The organism is Moritella sp. 36 (assembly GCF_018219415.1).
Lineage (GTDB): Bacteria > Pseudomonadota > Gammaproteobacteria > Enterobacterales > Moritellaceae > Moritella.
This window is the reverse complement of sequence record NZ_CP056120.1, coordinates 3,335,588-3,353,105: the sequence shown is the minus strand read 5'-3', so window position 1 is coordinate 3,353,105 and position 17,518 is coordinate 3,335,588. Positions and strand designations below refer to the sequence as shown.

Annotated in this window: 13 protein-coding genes; 9 read left to right on the top strand and 4 right to left on the bottom strand. The window is 41.5% G+C overall.

Annotated elements, in window-relative coordinates; all coding sequences use genetic code 11:
* The first annotated feature begins 21 nt into the window (after positions 1–21).
* From HWV03_RS14765 to HWV03_RS14735, 7 genes are all read left to right on the top strand, one after another.
* Positions 22–1,416, top strand: a complete 1,395-nt coding sequence (locus tag HWV03_RS14765) for a TolC family protein (protein WP_211676596.1) — start codon at positions 22–24, stop codon at positions 1,414–1,416.
* Positions 1,413–2,645, top strand: coding sequence for an efflux RND transporter periplasmic adaptor subunit (locus HWV03_RS14760; RefSeq protein ID WP_211676595.1), 1,233 nt, complete (start codon positions 1,413–1,415; stop codon positions 2,643–2,645). The genes HWV03_RS14765 and HWV03_RS14760 overlap by 4 nt, the downstream gene beginning before the upstream one ends.
* The gene (locus HWV03_RS14755; protein ID WP_255546841.1) at positions 2,642–5,848 is read left to right on the top strand and encodes an efflux RND transporter permease subunit; all 3,207 of its coding nucleotides are present in this window, start codon (positions 2,642–2,644) and stop codon (positions 5,846–5,848) included. The genes HWV03_RS14760 and HWV03_RS14755 overlap by 4 nt, the downstream gene beginning before the upstream one ends.
* Positions 5,849–5,978: 130 nt before the next feature.
* The gene (locus HWV03_RS14750; RefSeq protein WP_211672247.1) at positions 5,979–6,653 is read left to right on the top strand and encodes a response regulator transcription factor; all 675 of its coding nucleotides are present in this window, start codon (positions 5,979–5,981) and stop codon (positions 6,651–6,653) included.
* A gap of 9 nt (positions 6,654–6,662) precedes the next feature.
* The gene (locus HWV03_RS14745; RefSeq protein ID WP_211676594.1) at positions 6,663–7,943 is read left to right on the top strand and encodes a sensor histidine kinase; all 1,281 of its coding nucleotides are present in this window, start codon (positions 6,663–6,665) and stop codon (positions 7,941–7,943) included.
* Between the two features lie 36 nt (positions 7,944–7,979).
* Entirely contained in the window at positions 7,980–8,360 is a 381-nt protein-coding gene (locus HWV03_RS14740; protein WP_211676593.1) for a hypothetical protein, read from the top strand.
* Positions 8,338–8,811 (top strand): hypothetical protein, encoded by a 474-nt coding sequence (locus HWV03_RS14735; RefSeq protein WP_211676592.1) that lies wholly within the window; start codon positions 8,338–8,340, stop codon positions 8,809–8,811. Before HWV03_RS14740 ends, HWV03_RS14735 begins: the two co-directional genes overlap by 23 nt.
* Before the next feature lie 59 nt (positions 8,812–8,870).
* Here the strand turns inward: HWV03_RS14735 and HWV03_RS14730 are convergent, their stop codons facing one another.
* Complete coding sequence (locus HWV03_RS14730) at positions 8,871–9,923, bottom strand: aldo/keto reductase (protein WP_211676591.1); 1,053 nt, start codon at positions 9,921–9,923, stop codon at positions 8,871–8,873.
* Positions 9,924–10,341: 418 nt separating this feature from the next.
* Between HWV03_RS14730 and HWV03_RS14725 the strand changes: the two genes are divergently transcribed.
* A complete protein-coding gene (locus HWV03_RS14725) occupies positions 10,342–11,196 on the top strand; it encodes a sigma-70 family RNA polymerase sigma factor (protein ID WP_211676590.1) in 855 nt (284 codons plus the stop codon).
* Between the two features lie 75 nt (positions 11,197–11,271).
* Here the strand turns inward: HWV03_RS14725 and HWV03_RS14720 are convergent, their stop codons facing one another.
* The gene (locus tag HWV03_RS14720) at positions 11,272–11,766 is read right to left on the bottom strand and encodes a methylated-DNA--[protein]-cysteine S-methyltransferase (protein ID WP_211676589.1); all 495 of its coding nucleotides are present in this window, start codon (positions 11,764–11,766) and stop codon (positions 11,272–11,274) included.
* Positions 11,767–12,212: 446 nt separating this feature from the next.
* Here HWV03_RS14720 and HWV03_RS14715 point away from each other — a divergent pair, with 446 nt between their 5' ends.
* Positions 12,213–14,096 carry a methyl-accepting chemotaxis protein gene (locus HWV03_RS14715; protein ID WP_211676588.1) on the top strand — a complete coding sequence of 628 codons (1,884 nt, stop codon included), beginning with the start codon at positions 12,213–12,215 and terminating at the stop codon, positions 14,094–14,096.
* Here the strand turns inward: HWV03_RS14715 and HWV03_RS14710 are convergent.
* Positions 14,093–15,604, bottom strand: a complete 1,512-nt coding sequence (locus HWV03_RS14710) for a methyl-accepting chemotaxis protein (protein ID WP_211676587.1) — start codon at positions 15,602–15,604, stop codon at positions 14,093–14,095. The two genes, HWV03_RS14715 and HWV03_RS14710, sit on opposite strands and share 4 nt — an antisense overlap.
* Positions 15,605–15,786: 182 nt before the next feature.
* The gene (locus HWV03_RS14705) at positions 15,787–17,514 is read right to left on the bottom strand and encodes an LruC domain-containing protein (protein ID WP_211676586.1); all 1,728 of its coding nucleotides are present in this window, start codon (positions 17,512–17,514) and stop codon (positions 15,787–15,789) included.
* Positions 17,515–17,518 lie beyond the last annotated feature (4 nt).

Sequence of the window (17,518 nt, the reverse complement as noted above, 5' to 3'; positions counted from 1 at the left end):
GTAAAATTGAGGAGATAAACAATGGCTTATTCTAGTCCATCACGATATTCAGTGTTAGCACTACGTCATTCAATGTTAGCACTTACTGTTGCAGCGGTTGTTGGCTGCAGTAGCAGCACGGTTAATTATAAGCAAAGTGCTGATTCAGCGCTGACTGAAATAACACATTGGCAATATCAACAACAAGATGCCGTTGATATTACGCAATTAACTGAGCTGATCGCGATACCTGAACTGACTAGTTTAGTCGAACAAGCGATATTGCAAAACCCAAGTTTGCAACAAACTGCAATTTCTTTGCAAATTGCTTATGCACAGCAAGGTGTGGCGGAAAGTGAACGAATTCCGCAAGTGAGTGGCGGATTTAACGCTGAGAGGGCTGATGGGGATACAAGTTATAAAACTGACATTAGCGTGAGTTGGGAACTTGATATCTGGCAGACGCTCAGTGATGAAGTCGCTGCTGCAGACATGGATATTAAAAACTCAGAGGCGACTTATCAGGGCGCTCGAGATGCATTAGCGGCAAATATCATGCGCAGTTGGTTACAAATTAATTTACAGCAACAATTAATTACTATTGAAATTGCTCGTTTAGCAGTATTAGAGAACAATGAAAATTTTGTATTAAGCCGCTATCGGAGTGGTTTAGGGGCTCTTGAAGAGCTAGATAATGCACGTACAAGTAGCGCGCAGACCCGTGCAACGTTAGCAGAAAAGCAAGAAACCTTAGCGAAAAACCAACGTAACCTAGGATTGTTGTTAGGGCACTCCACTGGGATTGAAGTAGGGCGTGATTTCCCTAACGTATTGCAACCATTAGCGGGTTTACCGGAACAAAATTTAGGTCGCCGTCCCGATTTACAAGCTGCTTATGCAGAGATTAGTGCTGCACAATATCGAACGGATGTTGCTTATAAAGCCTTGTTACCGTCAATCAATTTATCCGCGTCGTTAACCGATATTGCCAATTCACCCAGTGAAGCGTTATTAACAAGTCCAGTATGGAGTTTATTAGGCCAACTTACAGCCCCTATATTCCAAGGAGGTAAGTTACGTAGCCAAATTGAAATAGCGGAATTGACGACCGAGCAAACATATTGGGCTTATCAAGAAACGCTCTTAACAGCGGTGAACGAGGTTGAAAATAGCCTGGGCCAAGAGCAGTCGTTAAAACGTCAGCAGCAACACCTTAATGACGCGTTGACGAGTGCGAAGCGTAGCGAGGCTAACTATCAAACTAAATACCGCCAAGGGCTGGTGGATATATTAGATCTGCTTACCGTACAGCAACAAACTTTTGATCTGCAATCGCAATTGACACAAGCCACCTATAACCGACTGGTTAATCGTATTGATTTAGGACTGGCCTTAGGGCTTGGTATCACAACAGACAATGCTGGAGAAGCATCATGAAAAAGAATGTTATTACTATCGCGATCACATTAGCGGCCGCAGCCAGTATTTTTGTCGTAATGAGTTACAACGGTGCCAAAATGGATGCTGCGAATAGTGCTGTGCATACGCCTGTTGTTAAAGCTGTTGTGCAATTACCCGAAGTCACGGTGATGGCCGTGACTAAAGGCAGTTACCAGGCTGAAGTGATTGGTTATGGTGAGGCAAAATCGCGTTATCAATTAACCCTCACCAGTGAAGTCAGTGGTCAGGTCGAATCCCTCGGACAGAATTTTGCGACAGGCAAGCAGTTCAAGCGAGGCGAAGCGGTTATTAAAATTAATGATATTGATTATCAGCAAGCCTTTAGCAGTGCGCAAGTGGCAGTCGCCGACGCTAAATTAGCCTTGTTAGAAGAGAAGCGTCAAGGCCAGCAAGCACGTCTGGAATGGCATAACTCCGGTATCAGTGGAGATCCTGATTCCCCGTTGGTATTACGTGAACCGCAGCTGATTGCCGCTCAAGCCACGTTTAAAAATGCCCAAATCCAGTTAACTAAAGCACAACGTGATTTAGATAAAACCGTCATTACAGCGCCATTTTCAGCGTTAGTGGTGAGTCGAGATGTGCAATTAGGCAGTTATCTGCAAGTGGGTAATAGTATTGCGACCTTATACAGCACAGATCGCATGGAGATTGAGATCCCATTATCGGCGCATCAATGGTCAAGTTTACCGAACATCAGTGGGGCAGTAGAGGGTCAATGGCCAGTTACCTTAACGAACACTACGGGTGATAGCCAGTGGCAAGGTTACGTTGAACGTGTCGAACAGCATCTTGATAATAACAGTCGTCAACGTGCCTTGGTCGTTGTCGTTGAACAGCCGTTAGCACAGCAAACACCACTATTTCCGGGTACGTTTGTGACGGCTACAGTACAGGGTAAAGCGCTGAATGATCTATGGCAATTACCTGCGTCGGCGATATCACAAAATGGCGAAGTTTGGTATATAGGAGCAGATGGTCACTTGGCTACTTTCACTGCCCAGCAGCAGTTTGCTCAAGGTGAATTAAGTTACATTAAGCCAATGGCGGGGATGGACAGTGCCAACATTATCATTCGTCCATTAAACAGCTATGTGCAAGGCATGCAGGTGATCGCGAAGTTAACCAATCAAAGTGATGTGCAACTTGCAGATGCCTCTGTCGTCTCTGATGTGACGATAAATAACGCGAGTGTGAAATTATGAGTGAACAACATCGTGATTTAACAACTCGCCCGTCACAACCTAGCGAATTATCTACTATTAATCCATTGCAGGGGGTCATTAACTGGTTTGCCACCAATTCCGTAGCGGCTAACTTACTACTCATTAGTATCATCCTCCTTGGGGTAATGGCATTAGGAAACTTACGCAAAGAAGCGTTTCCGAGTATTGAACCAGATACCATTCGTGTATCGGTTAACTACGACAGTGGTGACGCCAAACAAGCGGAGGAGGGCATCGCGATCAAGATTGAAGATGCGCTTGAAACCGTCGCTGGTATTAAGCGTATTACTTCGACATCTAACGCGAACGGTAGCTCGGTTAGTATTGAAAAAACCAGTGGTTATTCACTCGATACTTTACTGACTGATGTGAAAACCAATGTTGATGCGATCAATAATTTCCCTAGTGATGCTGAAAAACCTGTAATAGATAAAGCACGTCGTCAGGATCATGCTTTATGGGTGCAGCTATACGGTGATGCTGATCGCGCAACATTACAGGCTTTAGCGGAAAAATTAAAATCCAACCTGTTAGCAAAATCAGGTATTCGTGATCTAGAGATTAAAGCCAAAGTTGAGCCGATGATTTCTATCGAAGTCGATGAAGCCAAGTTGCAAGCCTATGGATTAACCATTGCCGATATTTCAGCGGTGATCAATGCCGAGTCAGCGACGCCATTAACGACCAGTTTACGTAACGGTGAAAAAGTGATGCGCTTAAAAGCATCATCGCAGGCGTATCAGCAAAGTGAGTTCGCGAGTATTCCGGTGATTACCAGTAGCAGTGGTGGTGTTATTACCTTAGCGGATATCGCGATAGTTACGGACTCGTTTGCCGATGATAGCTACATATTATCCCGTTATGATCAACAAAATGGCATGGCGATTGAGATTGTGATGGATGATAATGGTGACATTACCCAGATTGTGAAACAAGCGCAGGAAGTCGTTGATGAATGGCATGCGCGTGGGTTATTACCTGCCGATGTTGAGCTGGTGACTTGGTACGATCAAAGTAACACTATTACAGATCGCTTATCACTGTTAACCAAGAACGCGTTAACTGGTATTGCACTGGTGTTTATTGTGCTAGCGCTATTCTTGAATATCCGCGTTGCATTTTGGGTTGCTGCGGGTTTACCGTTTGTGTTATTCGGCACCCTGTTCTTTATGCAAGATGCTTTTGTTGGTTTGACGATTAACGAGATGACCACCTTTGGTTTTATCATGGCGCTCGGTATTGTGGTTGATGATGCAGTGGTGATCGGTGAAAGTATTTATACCACCCGTAAAGAAGAGGGCGATACTGTCGCCAATACGGTAAAAGGCACAATGAAAGTCGCTATCCCGACTTTGTTTGGTGTATTGACAACTGTGGCAGCGTTTGTTGCGATTGCCAATGTTGACGGTAATCTTGGTAAGATCTATGCGCAGTTTGCAGGTGTCGTGACGATCTGTTTATTGCTGTCGATGGTGGAATCTAAATTAATCCTACCGTCGCATTTAGCGCATTTAAACACCGCTCGTCAATCGACAAAGGGCATTAAAGGTGTGTGGGTACGTATTCAAAATACCGCTGATGCAGGGTTAAACTGGTTTAATGTACGTATTTACCGTAACGTGATTGAGTGGTCATTAAAATTACGTTATGCCGTTATCTTAGCCTTCATCGCATTGTTTATTCTGGTGGTTGGCTTGCCATTAACGGGCAGTGTACGCGTTACATTTTTCCCTGATATACCAGGTGAAGTAGTGAGCGCTGACATGGTGATGCAAAATGATGCCAGTTTTGGTCAAACCAACACGAATTTACTTTGGATAGAGCAAGCCGCATTACAGGCGGATAAGAATCTATTAGTTAAATACGATGTTGTGGCGACCAGCGAAAATAGCGAGATTATGAGTTTACAGGTCCTTGCTGAAGATGACAGATCGGGTACGTTGACGGTAGAACTGGATGCTGACTCTGTTTATCCGTCAACTGAATTTACTGCAGAGTGGCAGGCGTTAGTAGGTTCACCTGAAGGGATTAAGAAGCTTAAATTTCTTGCTAGTAAACACATGGTCGATAACTTTAAAGTCGAGTTAAAATCGTGGGACAATGCGACGGTGAAAGCCGCAGGCATACAGTTTAAAACTGCGTTAGAGTCGATATCAGGTGTGAGCGGTATTGATGATAATCTTAACCCTGGTCAGCCACAGCTACGGTTTGTATTAACAGAGCAAGGTCGTAGTTTAGGCATGGATACGGCGACGTTGTCGCAACAAGTATTGCAAGCATTTGGTGGTGATATTGTACAGCGTTTCCAGCGTGATAAAGATGAAGTGAAAGTGCGTGTTCGTTATCTTGAAGCGCAGCGTCAAACATTAGCGGATATTATGCAAGCGCGTGTGCGTACGCCAGACGGTACGGTTGTGCCTCTGAGTAGTGTGGCGAGTATTAGTAGTGAATATCAAGAAGATGAGATCACCCGGATTGATAGCTTACGTACTGTGTATCTCACTGCATCGGTGGACAAATCGATATTAGCATCGAATGAGTTGGTGGCGAATTTACAGCGTGATTTAGTGCCAGAGTTAACGCGTCAATTCCCTGAGCTAAATATACATTTTGCGGGTGAAGCAGAAGAGCAGGGGGAAACGACAAGTTCGATGATCTCGGTATTTGTTGGCGCGCTGTTGGCTATTTACGTATTACTGGCTATTCCATTAAAATCGTATGTGCAACCTGTGCTTATTATGTTTGCGATCCCGTTTGGTATTGTTGGGGCTATATTAGGACATTGGCTCAATGATCTGACCATTAGTATTTTATCGTTAAATGGTATTCTGGCGCTCAGTGGCGTGGTGGTGAATGACAGTTTGTTACTGGTCTCGCGTTTTAATGAGTTGATGAAAGAGGCTAAAATGTCACTACACGATGCTATTGTGACGGCTTGTAGTAGCCGTTTACGCGCGGTGTTATTGACCTCGGTGACTACGTTTGTTGGTCTTGCGCCATTACTCGGTGAAACATCGACACAATCACAGTTCTTGATCCCAGCTGCGGCATCATTAGGATATGGTATTTTGTTTGCTACCTTGATCACCTTGGTATTGATACCTGCGTTATTGTTCATTCAATATGAAATTAAACAGTTTTTCGCTAAAATGATGGGGAAAGGTGAAACGAGTCTAGGCTAGACGCAGACTCAATTGGTCGAGTCAGTCAACAACAGCTGTTTTATGTTGGCGGACTCCCCTGATACGGGCGCTGGATTTTGCATTAGACATAGTGTGCTAAATGGTAAAATTAATTTAAGGGTAAATCAAAATGTTAAACCTGTTGTTAGTGGAAGATGATTTAGATTTAGCGACTGCTGTGGTTGATTATTTAGAGCTGGAAGACATTCAGTGTGACCATGCGGCAAACGGACTAGCAGGTTTAAACATGATCACCAATAATGATTACCAAGCGATTATTCTGGATTTAAACCTGCCTAAAATGGACGGATTAACAGTTTGTAAGCATATGCGTGAGCAGGGCATTGATACCCCGGTGTTGATGCTGACAGCGCGCGATAGTTTGGATGATAAGCTAGAGGGCTTTGATTCTGGTGCCGATGATTATTTAGTGAAACCGTTTGCGATGGCGGAGCTGATAGTGCGTATGCAGGTTTTAGCCCGCCGTCGTAGTGGTCAGGTTAAACGCTTAAGCTTGGCTGATTTAGAGTTAGACCTACAACAAAAACAGGCATACCGTGCTCAGCAGTTGTTAAAGCTATCACCCATCGCGTGGAAAATACTCGAAGTATTAATGCGTGCAACACCTAATCCTGTCTCACGAGAAAAGTTGATGCAGGCTGTCTGGGGTGACGACCAACCCGATAGTAATAGTTTAAAGGTGCATATTTATAATTTACGTAAACAATTGGATGCGGGTGATGTGCCGCCATTATTGCATACCATATCAGGTGTCGGCTTTGCGCTACGAGTTTCCTCTAAATAGGTTTATGTTATGAAATTAAGACCCAGTTTACGATTATATTTTCTTGGCGCTATGTTGTTTCTTGGTGTCTGTATGGCCATTATGTTTTCTGCGCTCACGGTTAATTATTTTGTTGAAGGCATGGACTCGGTATTACGCGGTACTATGGTCGAAGTTGCTGATACAGAAGGGCTAGAAGTACAAGATGGCCAGCCTGAAATGTTGCTGGATTTCTATGTCTCAAGTCGCTGGCAAGATCTCCCCGCTGAGGCGAGAGACCATTTTGTAACACCACCGACGAATATGTTCGAATTAAACAAGTATATTATTAAAGATGAGTTATTTTCGCCGCCGAGTGCTGTGCACTTTTTGATGGTGATGGAAACGAAACAAGGGCAATTATTGTATATCTATAAGTCCTATTCGGGCGATTTACATGCTCGCTTGTCCGGTGGACCCGGTTCTCAGTTTTTCTGGATCCCAGTATTTGGTTTAGGTGGCATTGCGGTGTTTGCTTTGTTATTAATGATGGTGATGCGTCGTGTTGCCTCGCCTGTCGAAGCATTACGAGATTGGGCCAAGTCATTGAATACTGAAAGCTTGCAGCAACCGCCGCCAGAATTTAAATACAAAGAGCTGAACACTTTAGCGACAATTGTACATAGCAGCCTTAATTCGGTGCAAGAGAGCCTTGATCGCGAACATGAGTTTTTGCGTAATGCCAGCCATGAATTACGTACACCAATCGCGGTTATCCGTACTAATGTTGAACTGTTGAATAAAATCAACAGTAAATCACCTATGACAACCAAGCAACTGCAAGTTATTGAACGCATCGAACGCGCGGGCTTTACCATGAGTCATTTGACTGAAACCTTGCTGTGGTTGAGTCGAGATGAGTCATTATCATTAACGCCTGAACTTGTTAAATTAGACGAACAAATCATGCAAACAGTGGACGATTTAAGCTATTTATTACGCGGTAAATCAGTAACCGTTGAACTTGATACCAGTGAATGGCAAGTGGAATTACCAGCCACTGCCTGCCGAATTGTACTCGCTAATTTGATCCGTAATGCATTTCAGCACACCGATACGGGTGTTGTGACAATTCGCCAGCAGCAAGGGCTGGTTGTCATTCGTAATGTGAATGACGATGTTGATACTGCTATGGTGAATGACAGTAGCACAAATGATTTGGGGTTTGGCTTGGGGGTTAAATTAACCGACAAACTCACTGCACGTTTTAACTGGCAACATCAGCGTGAAATAGAATCTTCTGGGCATAAAGTGACTGTTAATTTTGATTAATTTAGTACTTTAATCAGCATTTTGTAAATTTCGGGAATGCTAGAATTTATTCTTTATCAATTTATAGAGATTAATATGGCATATTGCCCAAGCATTCATCATTTAGAGATGGATGAGGAGAGCTTATTAGCATTGACTGAAATTTTTGGTCATGATGATTTAAAGCTGAAATTACAGTTTGCTATAAGTGGTGGTCATTGGATTAATACGTTTTTGGGTAATGGCGCTGTTGAGACATTGTACAGTGTCCATAGCACGGATTTTGACATGATGACTAAAGCAATATCTGCTACAAATCGTATTACTCAGAGGATAGTTGAAGATATTATTACGACTCAAGCTATACGAAGTGATGTGAATACTAAACAGTTATTATTTTGGAGGGCTATGTATAATGGCTGCATTCTTAAAAAGTAAAAAAATATACCTGACGGCGCTATTGTTTATTTCTGCTAATGCGATTGCTACACCGGCTAAAGTCGCTGAAAATGATTATAGAATTGCCTACAAAGCATATGAAAGTAAAATAGATTTATGTGCGGGCTTAGAAGTAGAAAATAAGATTTCTGAAAAATTATTAAACCAATTAAAGAGTATTCCTAAGCAGCATCTCTCGAAATTATTACCCTATTATTCATTTACGGCGTTTCATCAATGTTTACAGCCTGAAGAGGGTGGATATTTGGTGACACGAGAAAGAGCTACTTTATTTAATATAGAGGTCGGTTCACAAGGTGCAGTATCAATTTCTAAATTATATGTAGAATTGAAAGATGAAGTTAATCAACTACCTCACTATGATGTATTTGAAAATCAATATTTTAAATCGCCTTATAAAGTTTCACAATTCTTTGGGTTAGTTGATTAATATTGAACGTCGACTTATTAGATTAAGGGCTATTTAGTTAACTAAATAGCCTTTTTTTATTAAAACGGTGCTGGATAACGTTTAAATACCGATTCAATATCCGCTAATGCTTGTGGTGTTAGCTGCGTTGAAAAGGCAGAAATGTTTTCTTTTAATTGCGGCAGTGTTGTCGCACCAATAATGGTCGATGTGACACCATCTACTTGATCGCACCAAGCTAAAGCCAACTGTGCTGGTGTAAGACCGTGCTGGTGGGCAATATCAACATATTCTGCAGTCGCAAGGTGGGCACTTTCAGTATTTCTATATAATTTATTGCGTTGCGAGAATGTCCAGCGACTGCCTTCTGGTCGCGCATTGTTTAAATACTTTCCTGATAACATGCCTGTCGCCAGCGGAGACCAAGGTAGATAGGCGATATTTTCATGCACACAGTTTTCGATTAAGTAGGGCCAGTCTTTCGCGTGCAATAAGCTGAATTCATTTTGAATTGACACCATGCGTGGCAGGTCATATTGCTCACTGAGCTTCAGGTAAGTATTAATTCCCCAGGTGGTATCATCAGACAAACCACAAAAGCGGATCTTGCCTGCATCAACACAACGTTTTAACCCTTGTAAAATATCAAGCATTTGTGCGGTATGGTCGGCCGCATTGATATCACTAAAGCGGATCTTATTGGGACTGTGCTGACTAAAGTGCGGATTAGGGCGGTTTGGCCAGTGTAGCTGGAATAAGTCGATATAACTGGTCTGTAGACGCTTTAATGAAGCGTCTACAGCTTGAACGATAGCATCACCAGTAATCGGTCCACCGTTACGTACCCAAGGTAATCCGGGGCCTGCAATCTTAGTGGCTAACACTATGTCTTTACGACGATGTGGGTTGGCCGCTAGCCAATTTCCAATAATAGTCTCTGTTTTACCATAGGTCTCTGCTGACGGCGGCACGGCATACATCTCAGCCGTATCTATAAAGTTCACGCCCTGTGATAACGCGTATTCGATTTGTTGATTGGCGTCTTGCTGGTTATTCTGAAAACCCCACGTCATACTGCCTAAACAGACTCGGGACACAGACAAACCGCTACTACCTAGTGTTGAAAATTGCATTATCATCCTTATGCTGCTTCTTTTTCATCATTATACGACTGCTAATATCATTAATCGACCCAACAGCGAAGAAATAGTGTCGACTACGGGCTGTTTTGTTGCGGTAACTGTATGAAATAGTTAATGATACCGCTTTGTCTTTTAGTATCAATGATTTACGTATTTACCATGATGTAATAAATAACCCGTTTGTCAATGCTAATTGATCTGACCAGATATTTTTGATCAGTATTATTTGAAGTACTACACATAAACGTGAAACCTTGTTACATTATTTTATTATTACATTATGAGTACCTAGTTATTGATACTTTTGAGTGTTCTAATGATTTTATAAGGTGATTGATGACAGTATTAGATCGGAATATTTATATAAGGTTTAAGCCGTTAAGCCGTTAAGACTTCATAGGACTGAAAAATGGAATTATCTCAGGAATCAAATGCATTAGATGCGTATATGCAACAAGTGAATAAAAAAAGTACGCTACTGACAAAAGAAGAAGAATATGAAGTTGCAGTCGCTGTTGGTAAGGGGGATCTACGCGCCAAAAACCGTATGATTGAAGCCAATCTACGTTTAGTGATTAGCGTTGCTAAACGTTACCAGTATAGCGCTATTCCTTTAGTCGATATAATCCAAGAAGGGAACACAGGATTAATCCGAGCGGTTGAAAAATTTGATGCGAATAAAGGCTATCGTTTTTCTACTTATGCTATTTGGTGGATAAAAAATAACATTGAGCGCTGTATCATGAATAGCGCTCGTACCATTCGTATCCCCATTCATGTCGGTAAAATGCACAAAAGTATTGCTAAGGTTGCCAGAGAGCTCGGATTAGATGTTGGCAGTGATAATGACTTGGTTGTGATTGCTAAGGTACTCGAAACCGATGTAGATGAAGTAATGGAAATAATGTCGTATTATTTTAATGAATTGAGTCTAGATAAAGGCATTATTACGGGAAATGATTCGGTCACCACCCTTGCTGATATCATTAAAGACGACTCGGTAAGTACACCGAGTGAAGAGATTGAAGGTGGCAGCACGCGCGATTATCTTTTAGCGTTATTAGAAAATTTACCTGAATGTGAACGTCGTGTCGTTGAATTGCGGTTTGGGTTAACAGGCGAGGAGCCGTTGAGCTTGTTAGGAATTGGTGAGCGCTTATCCATTTCTCGTGAAAAAGCGCGGACTATCATTCGCTCGAATCTGAGAAGACTAAAGCCTAGACTATTAATGAATAGTGTACAGCAACATGATTACATTTCTTAATATCAAATAACAGTAACACTGCGCTGTATCGCTTGCTGGTACACTATCCGTTGGTAACAGCAAGAAGTACTTTGATTATCTCTTTTTTTCGATAGAGAGTAGTTGCTGTTTTAATTCTAAGCCATAAGCATAGCCCACTAGTTTATTATTCGCGCCAATCACCCGGTGGCACGGAATAATAATCGGGATAGGGTTTTTGTTATTGGCCATACCTACCGCTCTTGATGCATTTGGATTACCCAGTCCCGCTGCAATGTCCTTATAACGGCGTGTTTCACCATACGGTATTTTAGTTAATTGCTGCCACGCATGACGTTGAAACACGGTACCCGCAGGGTTTAGTTCTAACTCAAAAACGTGGCGTTTATTATTGAAGTATTCACGTAGTTGTTGCTTCGCGTCATTAAAAAAAGTACTGGAGTGTTGCCAGTCGGCAGCAATGTTAATTTCTTTGGTATCATTATCAATCAATAGCTGGCTAATGCCTTTTTCATCTCCGACTAAGATGATGAGGTAATCTTGTTCATCTGAAGGGGTTGCTAGTTGGATGGTGAATTTATCGTAATACATAACGGCTTTACAACTTGAACTTAAAATTTTGAGGCCTAAAGCTTAGTTTAATTTTACAATATTTATTGTTATCTGGATCAGATAATTTGCACCGTAACCTATCCATCATAAAAATAACGTATGTGCATTTTTAATTATCAACCCTTAAGGGGTAAGTTACTATTCTCCTTTTGTTCTTTTTGTTCTTTTTGTTCCTTTTCTTCTTTAGCAAATATTTCTAATTTGTTTATACGACTAAAGTCGGTAATTTCTTTTCCTGTGCCTCAGCCATGAGTATTAATTGATTTATTGCGATCAGTTACTGAAAAAAGCAAACCACTAAGTATTATAAAGCCTATCTAATATACCTTTTAATAAGAGGGAGGAATACCCGTTTCATAGGGCGATCTGCTGTATTGGTATTAACCTTTAGACACCTTAATTTTATTATTTAAAAGGAGTTAAATATGAATAACCTGTCGATCAAGGTAAAGCTGTCAGGTTTAGCTGGGCTTGTTTCTTTATGTCTTGTTGTCTTATCTATGATTGCACTGAGTTCGTTTAACAACATCGCAATGTTGAATGAAACATTAGTATTAGTGAAAAATAGTGAAGTTGATATGTTGCAGTTACGTCGAAATGAGAAGGATTTTTTAACCCGACTAGATGTTAAGTATCAGACCAAATTTGAGCGTAATTATGAACAGTTAACGGCTCGAATTAATCAATTAAAGCAGAAAGTTGAAGGATTAGATTGGGAGAATGGGAAAGACGCTGAACTGGTCAATCTATTACAGTATCTTAAAGATTATCAATATTCATTTTATAATATAGTCGCTATTTATCAAAAGATTGGTTTCACTTATGACACTGGTTTACGTGGCAGCTTAAGGCGATCGGTACATGATGCTGAATCATTAGTGAGAAAATCAACCCAGTTGCAGTTAACCGCTGATATTCTTATGTTAAGACGTAATGAAAAAGACTTTATGTTACGAAAACAGCAAAAGTATAAACAAAAATTTGAGCGTAATTATTTACTTTTTAATCTACATTTGAAGGAATCAGCACTTGATGTCACAGTGAAGCGAGCAATTGAATTGAAAATGACGGATTACCGTCTTAAATTTATGCAACTTTTTGATGGGTATCAGCAGTTTGGCCTATCTCCAGATATGGGGTTTCAGGGGGGGATGCGTGATTCAATACATAAAACAGAGGCTATTTATCACCAATTGACTCATGAATTAGAAACGAACATTATTGCGCAAAATGACCGTATTTATAATCAATTATTATTAATAACAATATTGCTTATTATAATCATTGTTTCTGCAGTTCTATCCATCTCTTATTCTATCAATACACGTTTGGACTTGTTGAAGTCGCACCTTCGCGATGTAGCCATAAAGTCGGGCGATTTATCCGTGTCTTTAAAAATCAGTGGCAGGGATGAAATTACGTTGATTTGTAAATACTTTAATCAATTTGTGGATAATTTAAAAAACACATTTAATCAAATACCCATTTTTTCAGAACATTTAGAACAAGCGTCTAAAATCAATGCGACAGTATCATCTCAGGCACATCAATTAGCAGTGACGCAACAAGTGGAGTCTGATCAGTTAGCTGATGCGGTATCTAAGATGGTCTCGGCGACAGAACATATTACGCAAAATATACATGTTGCCGCCAATTCTGCCGAAGAAGCGAATAAATCAGTATTACAAGGTAAAGCGACCATTCATCATGTTAGCCATTCGATTAATACGCTTGCTGAACAATTACAGTCCTCGGTAGATGTCGCGAATAATCTCGCTGAAAATGGCAATAGCATTAGTATTGTGTTGGATGTTATTCGTGACATTGCCGCACAGACTAACTTACTTGCACTCAATGCTGCCATAGAAGCCGCTCGCGCTGGAGCTCACGGACGCGGATTTGCTGTTGTCGCGGATGAAGTGAGGACACTAGCACAACGGACAGCAGCATCGACAGTACAAATTCAAGCGCTCATTGAAAATCTACAGCAAAATGTGTTTAGTACGGTTGATGTCATGCAAAACGGATCTGCGGGTGCATTAAGCACCGCGCAAGATGCAGCTAATTTTATTGAAATACTCGATGATATTAGTGATAACGTACAACAGATATTTGAATTAAATACCAATATTGCACGAGCATCCAAAGAGCAGGGCGTGATGTCGACTAAGATAAATCAGAACATCATGAGCATTAATGCAACTGTGCGAGAAACCGCGAAGCAATCCAACGAAACGAGTCAATCAAGTTCAAGGATAAAGAATATTGCCGTTGAGCTGCAAACGTTAGTCGCGACATACCAGCTTTAGTTTGCTGGAATAAAGGTTTTCGCCAAATTACTAATCGTATCAATATCGCTTTTCAATTCATCCATTTGTGCCACCACGGTGTCGGTATGTTGCCAGTTCTGTTCTGAACCTTGCTTAATATCGATAACGTGGTTGTTGATCTCATTTGATACCATGCTTTGCTCTTCAGCTGCCGTAGCAATTTGCATCGATAGCTGTGACAGTTGCTGCATCTTCTCATGAATGATGGCAATGGCTTGATCTGACTGTTCAGCTTTATCGACACACTGATCGGCATTGTTTTTGTTTTTTTTCATCATAATGAGCCAGTCATTAATTGTTTCTAGCATGGTCGATAAGCTAGAATGAATGTGTTCAGCCGTATCTTGTGTGCGTGATGACAAGGTACGTACTTCATCTGCTACCACGGCAAAACCACGGCCTTGTTCGCCTGCTCGCGCCGCTTCAATAGCTGCGTTCAATGCCAATAGATTTGTTTGGTCGGCAATCGATTGAATGTCAGTCATCAAACTCCCCACATTTTGCGCTTCGGTATTGAGCTTGTCTGCGGCGGTAGATGCTTGTTCCACTTCATTGGCGAGTTGTTTAATTTCAATCGTGGTTGTGTTAATGCCGTCTTGGGCCATTTCACACAGTTTAAAGGTGGCGGTAATTTCATCTGATGTTTCGACACTATTACGTACAATTTCATCGGTAGAGGTGAGCATTTGCGACATAGCAGTGCTTACTTCGGTTAATTCTTGTTGTTGATTTACCAAGTTTGTTCTGATTTTTTCTGTCCCGAGTGAGACGGTTTTAATCACGTTTTGCACTGGTTTAGTTGAATCTAAAGTACGTTCTAAAATGGCTTTTATTTTCGTTTTTAAAAGTCCCATATTAAAATCAAAGACGCTGGCGGTCCCTTTACCAAAATAAACTTGGCGGCTGACACTATCAAACGTGGATTGCATATGTTGCGCTTTTTGTGCCATTGGGATGATGTCTTGCCAGAATACAAGCATTGGTGTTACTGCGGCAAAGAAGGCAATAACGGAGGCTGCGAAACCAAAATTATTGTAGATAAAGACTTGTGATACAAGGCTGATTAAGGTTAACAGGATAAAGCGTTGAGTACGTGTAAACTCAAACAGCAGTCCTTTACCTTGCAGGTTTTTGTAGACATTACTTGCTCGGCTTACCATTTGTGGTGTTGCAGGTGTACCGACTTCTTGATGACCAACTACTTTTCCGTTTTCAAATTGCGGGGTAATGAAGGTATCAAACCAAACATCATTGCCTTTGCTTGTTGTTTTACAAATAATTCCCTGCCAAGAGAAACCTTGCGCCAAGGTATTTCTTATTTCTTCTATCACGGATGGAGGCATGGTTGACGAGTTCAGCTCTCGGCTATTCTTTCCTAATAATACGTCTTGTGTATATCCTAATACGTCACAATAGTGATTGTTAACATACGTGTATTCACCTTTGTCGTTTACTAATGAAATTAATTGCGCAGCGCTATTAGCCATCAAATTACCTATTAATATATACCATGGGATAAAAACCCAAAATAACATTGAACTTACTTATAGTCATCTTATAGTTACTTTTTATGTGGTTATTGTCGACGATGGATGCATATTATGCAGGTATTCGTGATGTAAAACAAAAAACGAGGGGCTCACTTCGGTTTGATGGTATTAATGCATGATTAGCATTTCCAACATTTGCCATTATTAGGGTGGTTATACCAAGATGGAGTATTCACGCCACTGCTTTCTACCCAACCTCGAAACTGAGGATAAGCGGATAATATATCAATATATTCTAATGGATGACGCCATGATGTTGTGACGTTAAGTGCCCAAGGGTGACCAGCTGCCGTTCGGTAGTAAGTCTGCGTTCCTGCATTCGAATCATCATCTCCTGTACCAAGTAAAGTGAGGTCAGCTAAATCGGACGGTGCTTTATTCGCGAGGTGGATTTCTTTACCACGTTCGCTTACACGATAGATAAATGGATTGAACGGTGCACCGCCGAGTATCGTTGCATCAACAGGATCCGTAAACACCATCTTAAATACGAGTGGCACCTGTGGTCGGTCATCCCCATCTTGACTGTTGTAAAATTGATAATCGCCTGCGGGTAATACAGCAAAAATATTGTCGATGAGCACTATAACGACTTCTCCAGTATGGCCTGCTTCAGGTGTCAGCGTGCTGCTATTGCCATCGATTATCATCGTCGCGCTTTCTATATTAACGGAATCTGTCCCCGGGAAACTAATCGCGAATGCATTCGCATACATCGCACCACGCGCCACCGCGTTACCTATCATCAAGACCTCTTTTACTTCACCTGCAGCATTCGTAATTCTATTGAATGTGTGTAGAAGTACAAAGTCATTAAGATCGTAATCCCCTTTGTCTGGCCATAGGTCTTCAAACACCAATGTGGATTGTGCCGAGAAATTATTAAAGGCGCGTTCTGGATCGCTTGGGTAATCATCTGTTGTATCTGGTACCCCATCTTCATCACAGTCGATACCTATATCGACCCAAGTCACAATCGCTTGCTCACTCATTAAACCATTTGAGTCGGTAGCGGTGACTTGCACGCGCCATGTTTCACCTGCGGCGGTTTGACTGGTTAATACGGTATCACCTTGATGATCTGTTTTACCTGCCACGTCATCATCGACTACGTTACCTTGACCTACATCCACAAACCAACGGTATGAATAGGTTACGCTATCTCCGTCTGGATCGGACGGTGTCGGGCCTGTTACATTAACCACCAAATTATCTGTAGCTTGGGTACAAGTACTTGGTGTCATTGCTAGTGTTGGCTGTGATGGTGGGCTGTTGTTCGTTTCTATATAGGAGATCGTTAATAAACTGTAATCAAGAATGGTTACCCAGCCATAGTTATTCATATCAACATCGATGAAGGTATTGATTAAACCATCATCCGAGATAGAGGAGAGCGGAATATCAAACGTTGTCTCTGACCATGTGTTATTTGAACCTTGCAATAAACCTGGGTTCAAATCGATGCCATCAATACTGACGCCATCATACTCACCGGTTGCACCATGAAATACTTCTGAATCAATATCATAACTACGTATCCATAACGTCGCACTTTGGATCTGAACTAAGGGGTTAGTGATAATGAGGGCGAAACTGTGTTGCCAGCCAAAATCCTGTGATGCGTTCGTGTAATAATTGAAGCCCCCATTTTGTGAGCCAATACCCGACGGCGTATAATGTGGTGCTGTACTCGATACATCAATTTTTTGTGTGTAGGTGAATGAACCATCACCATGATCGACAGTACTTTCTGTTGTGGCTAAGGCCAACGCTGAATTTGTTACTACAGAACTGGATAGTGTAAGTAGCGCAAGGTAACAGAGTTTATTGAATTTAAATGAATGCATACCT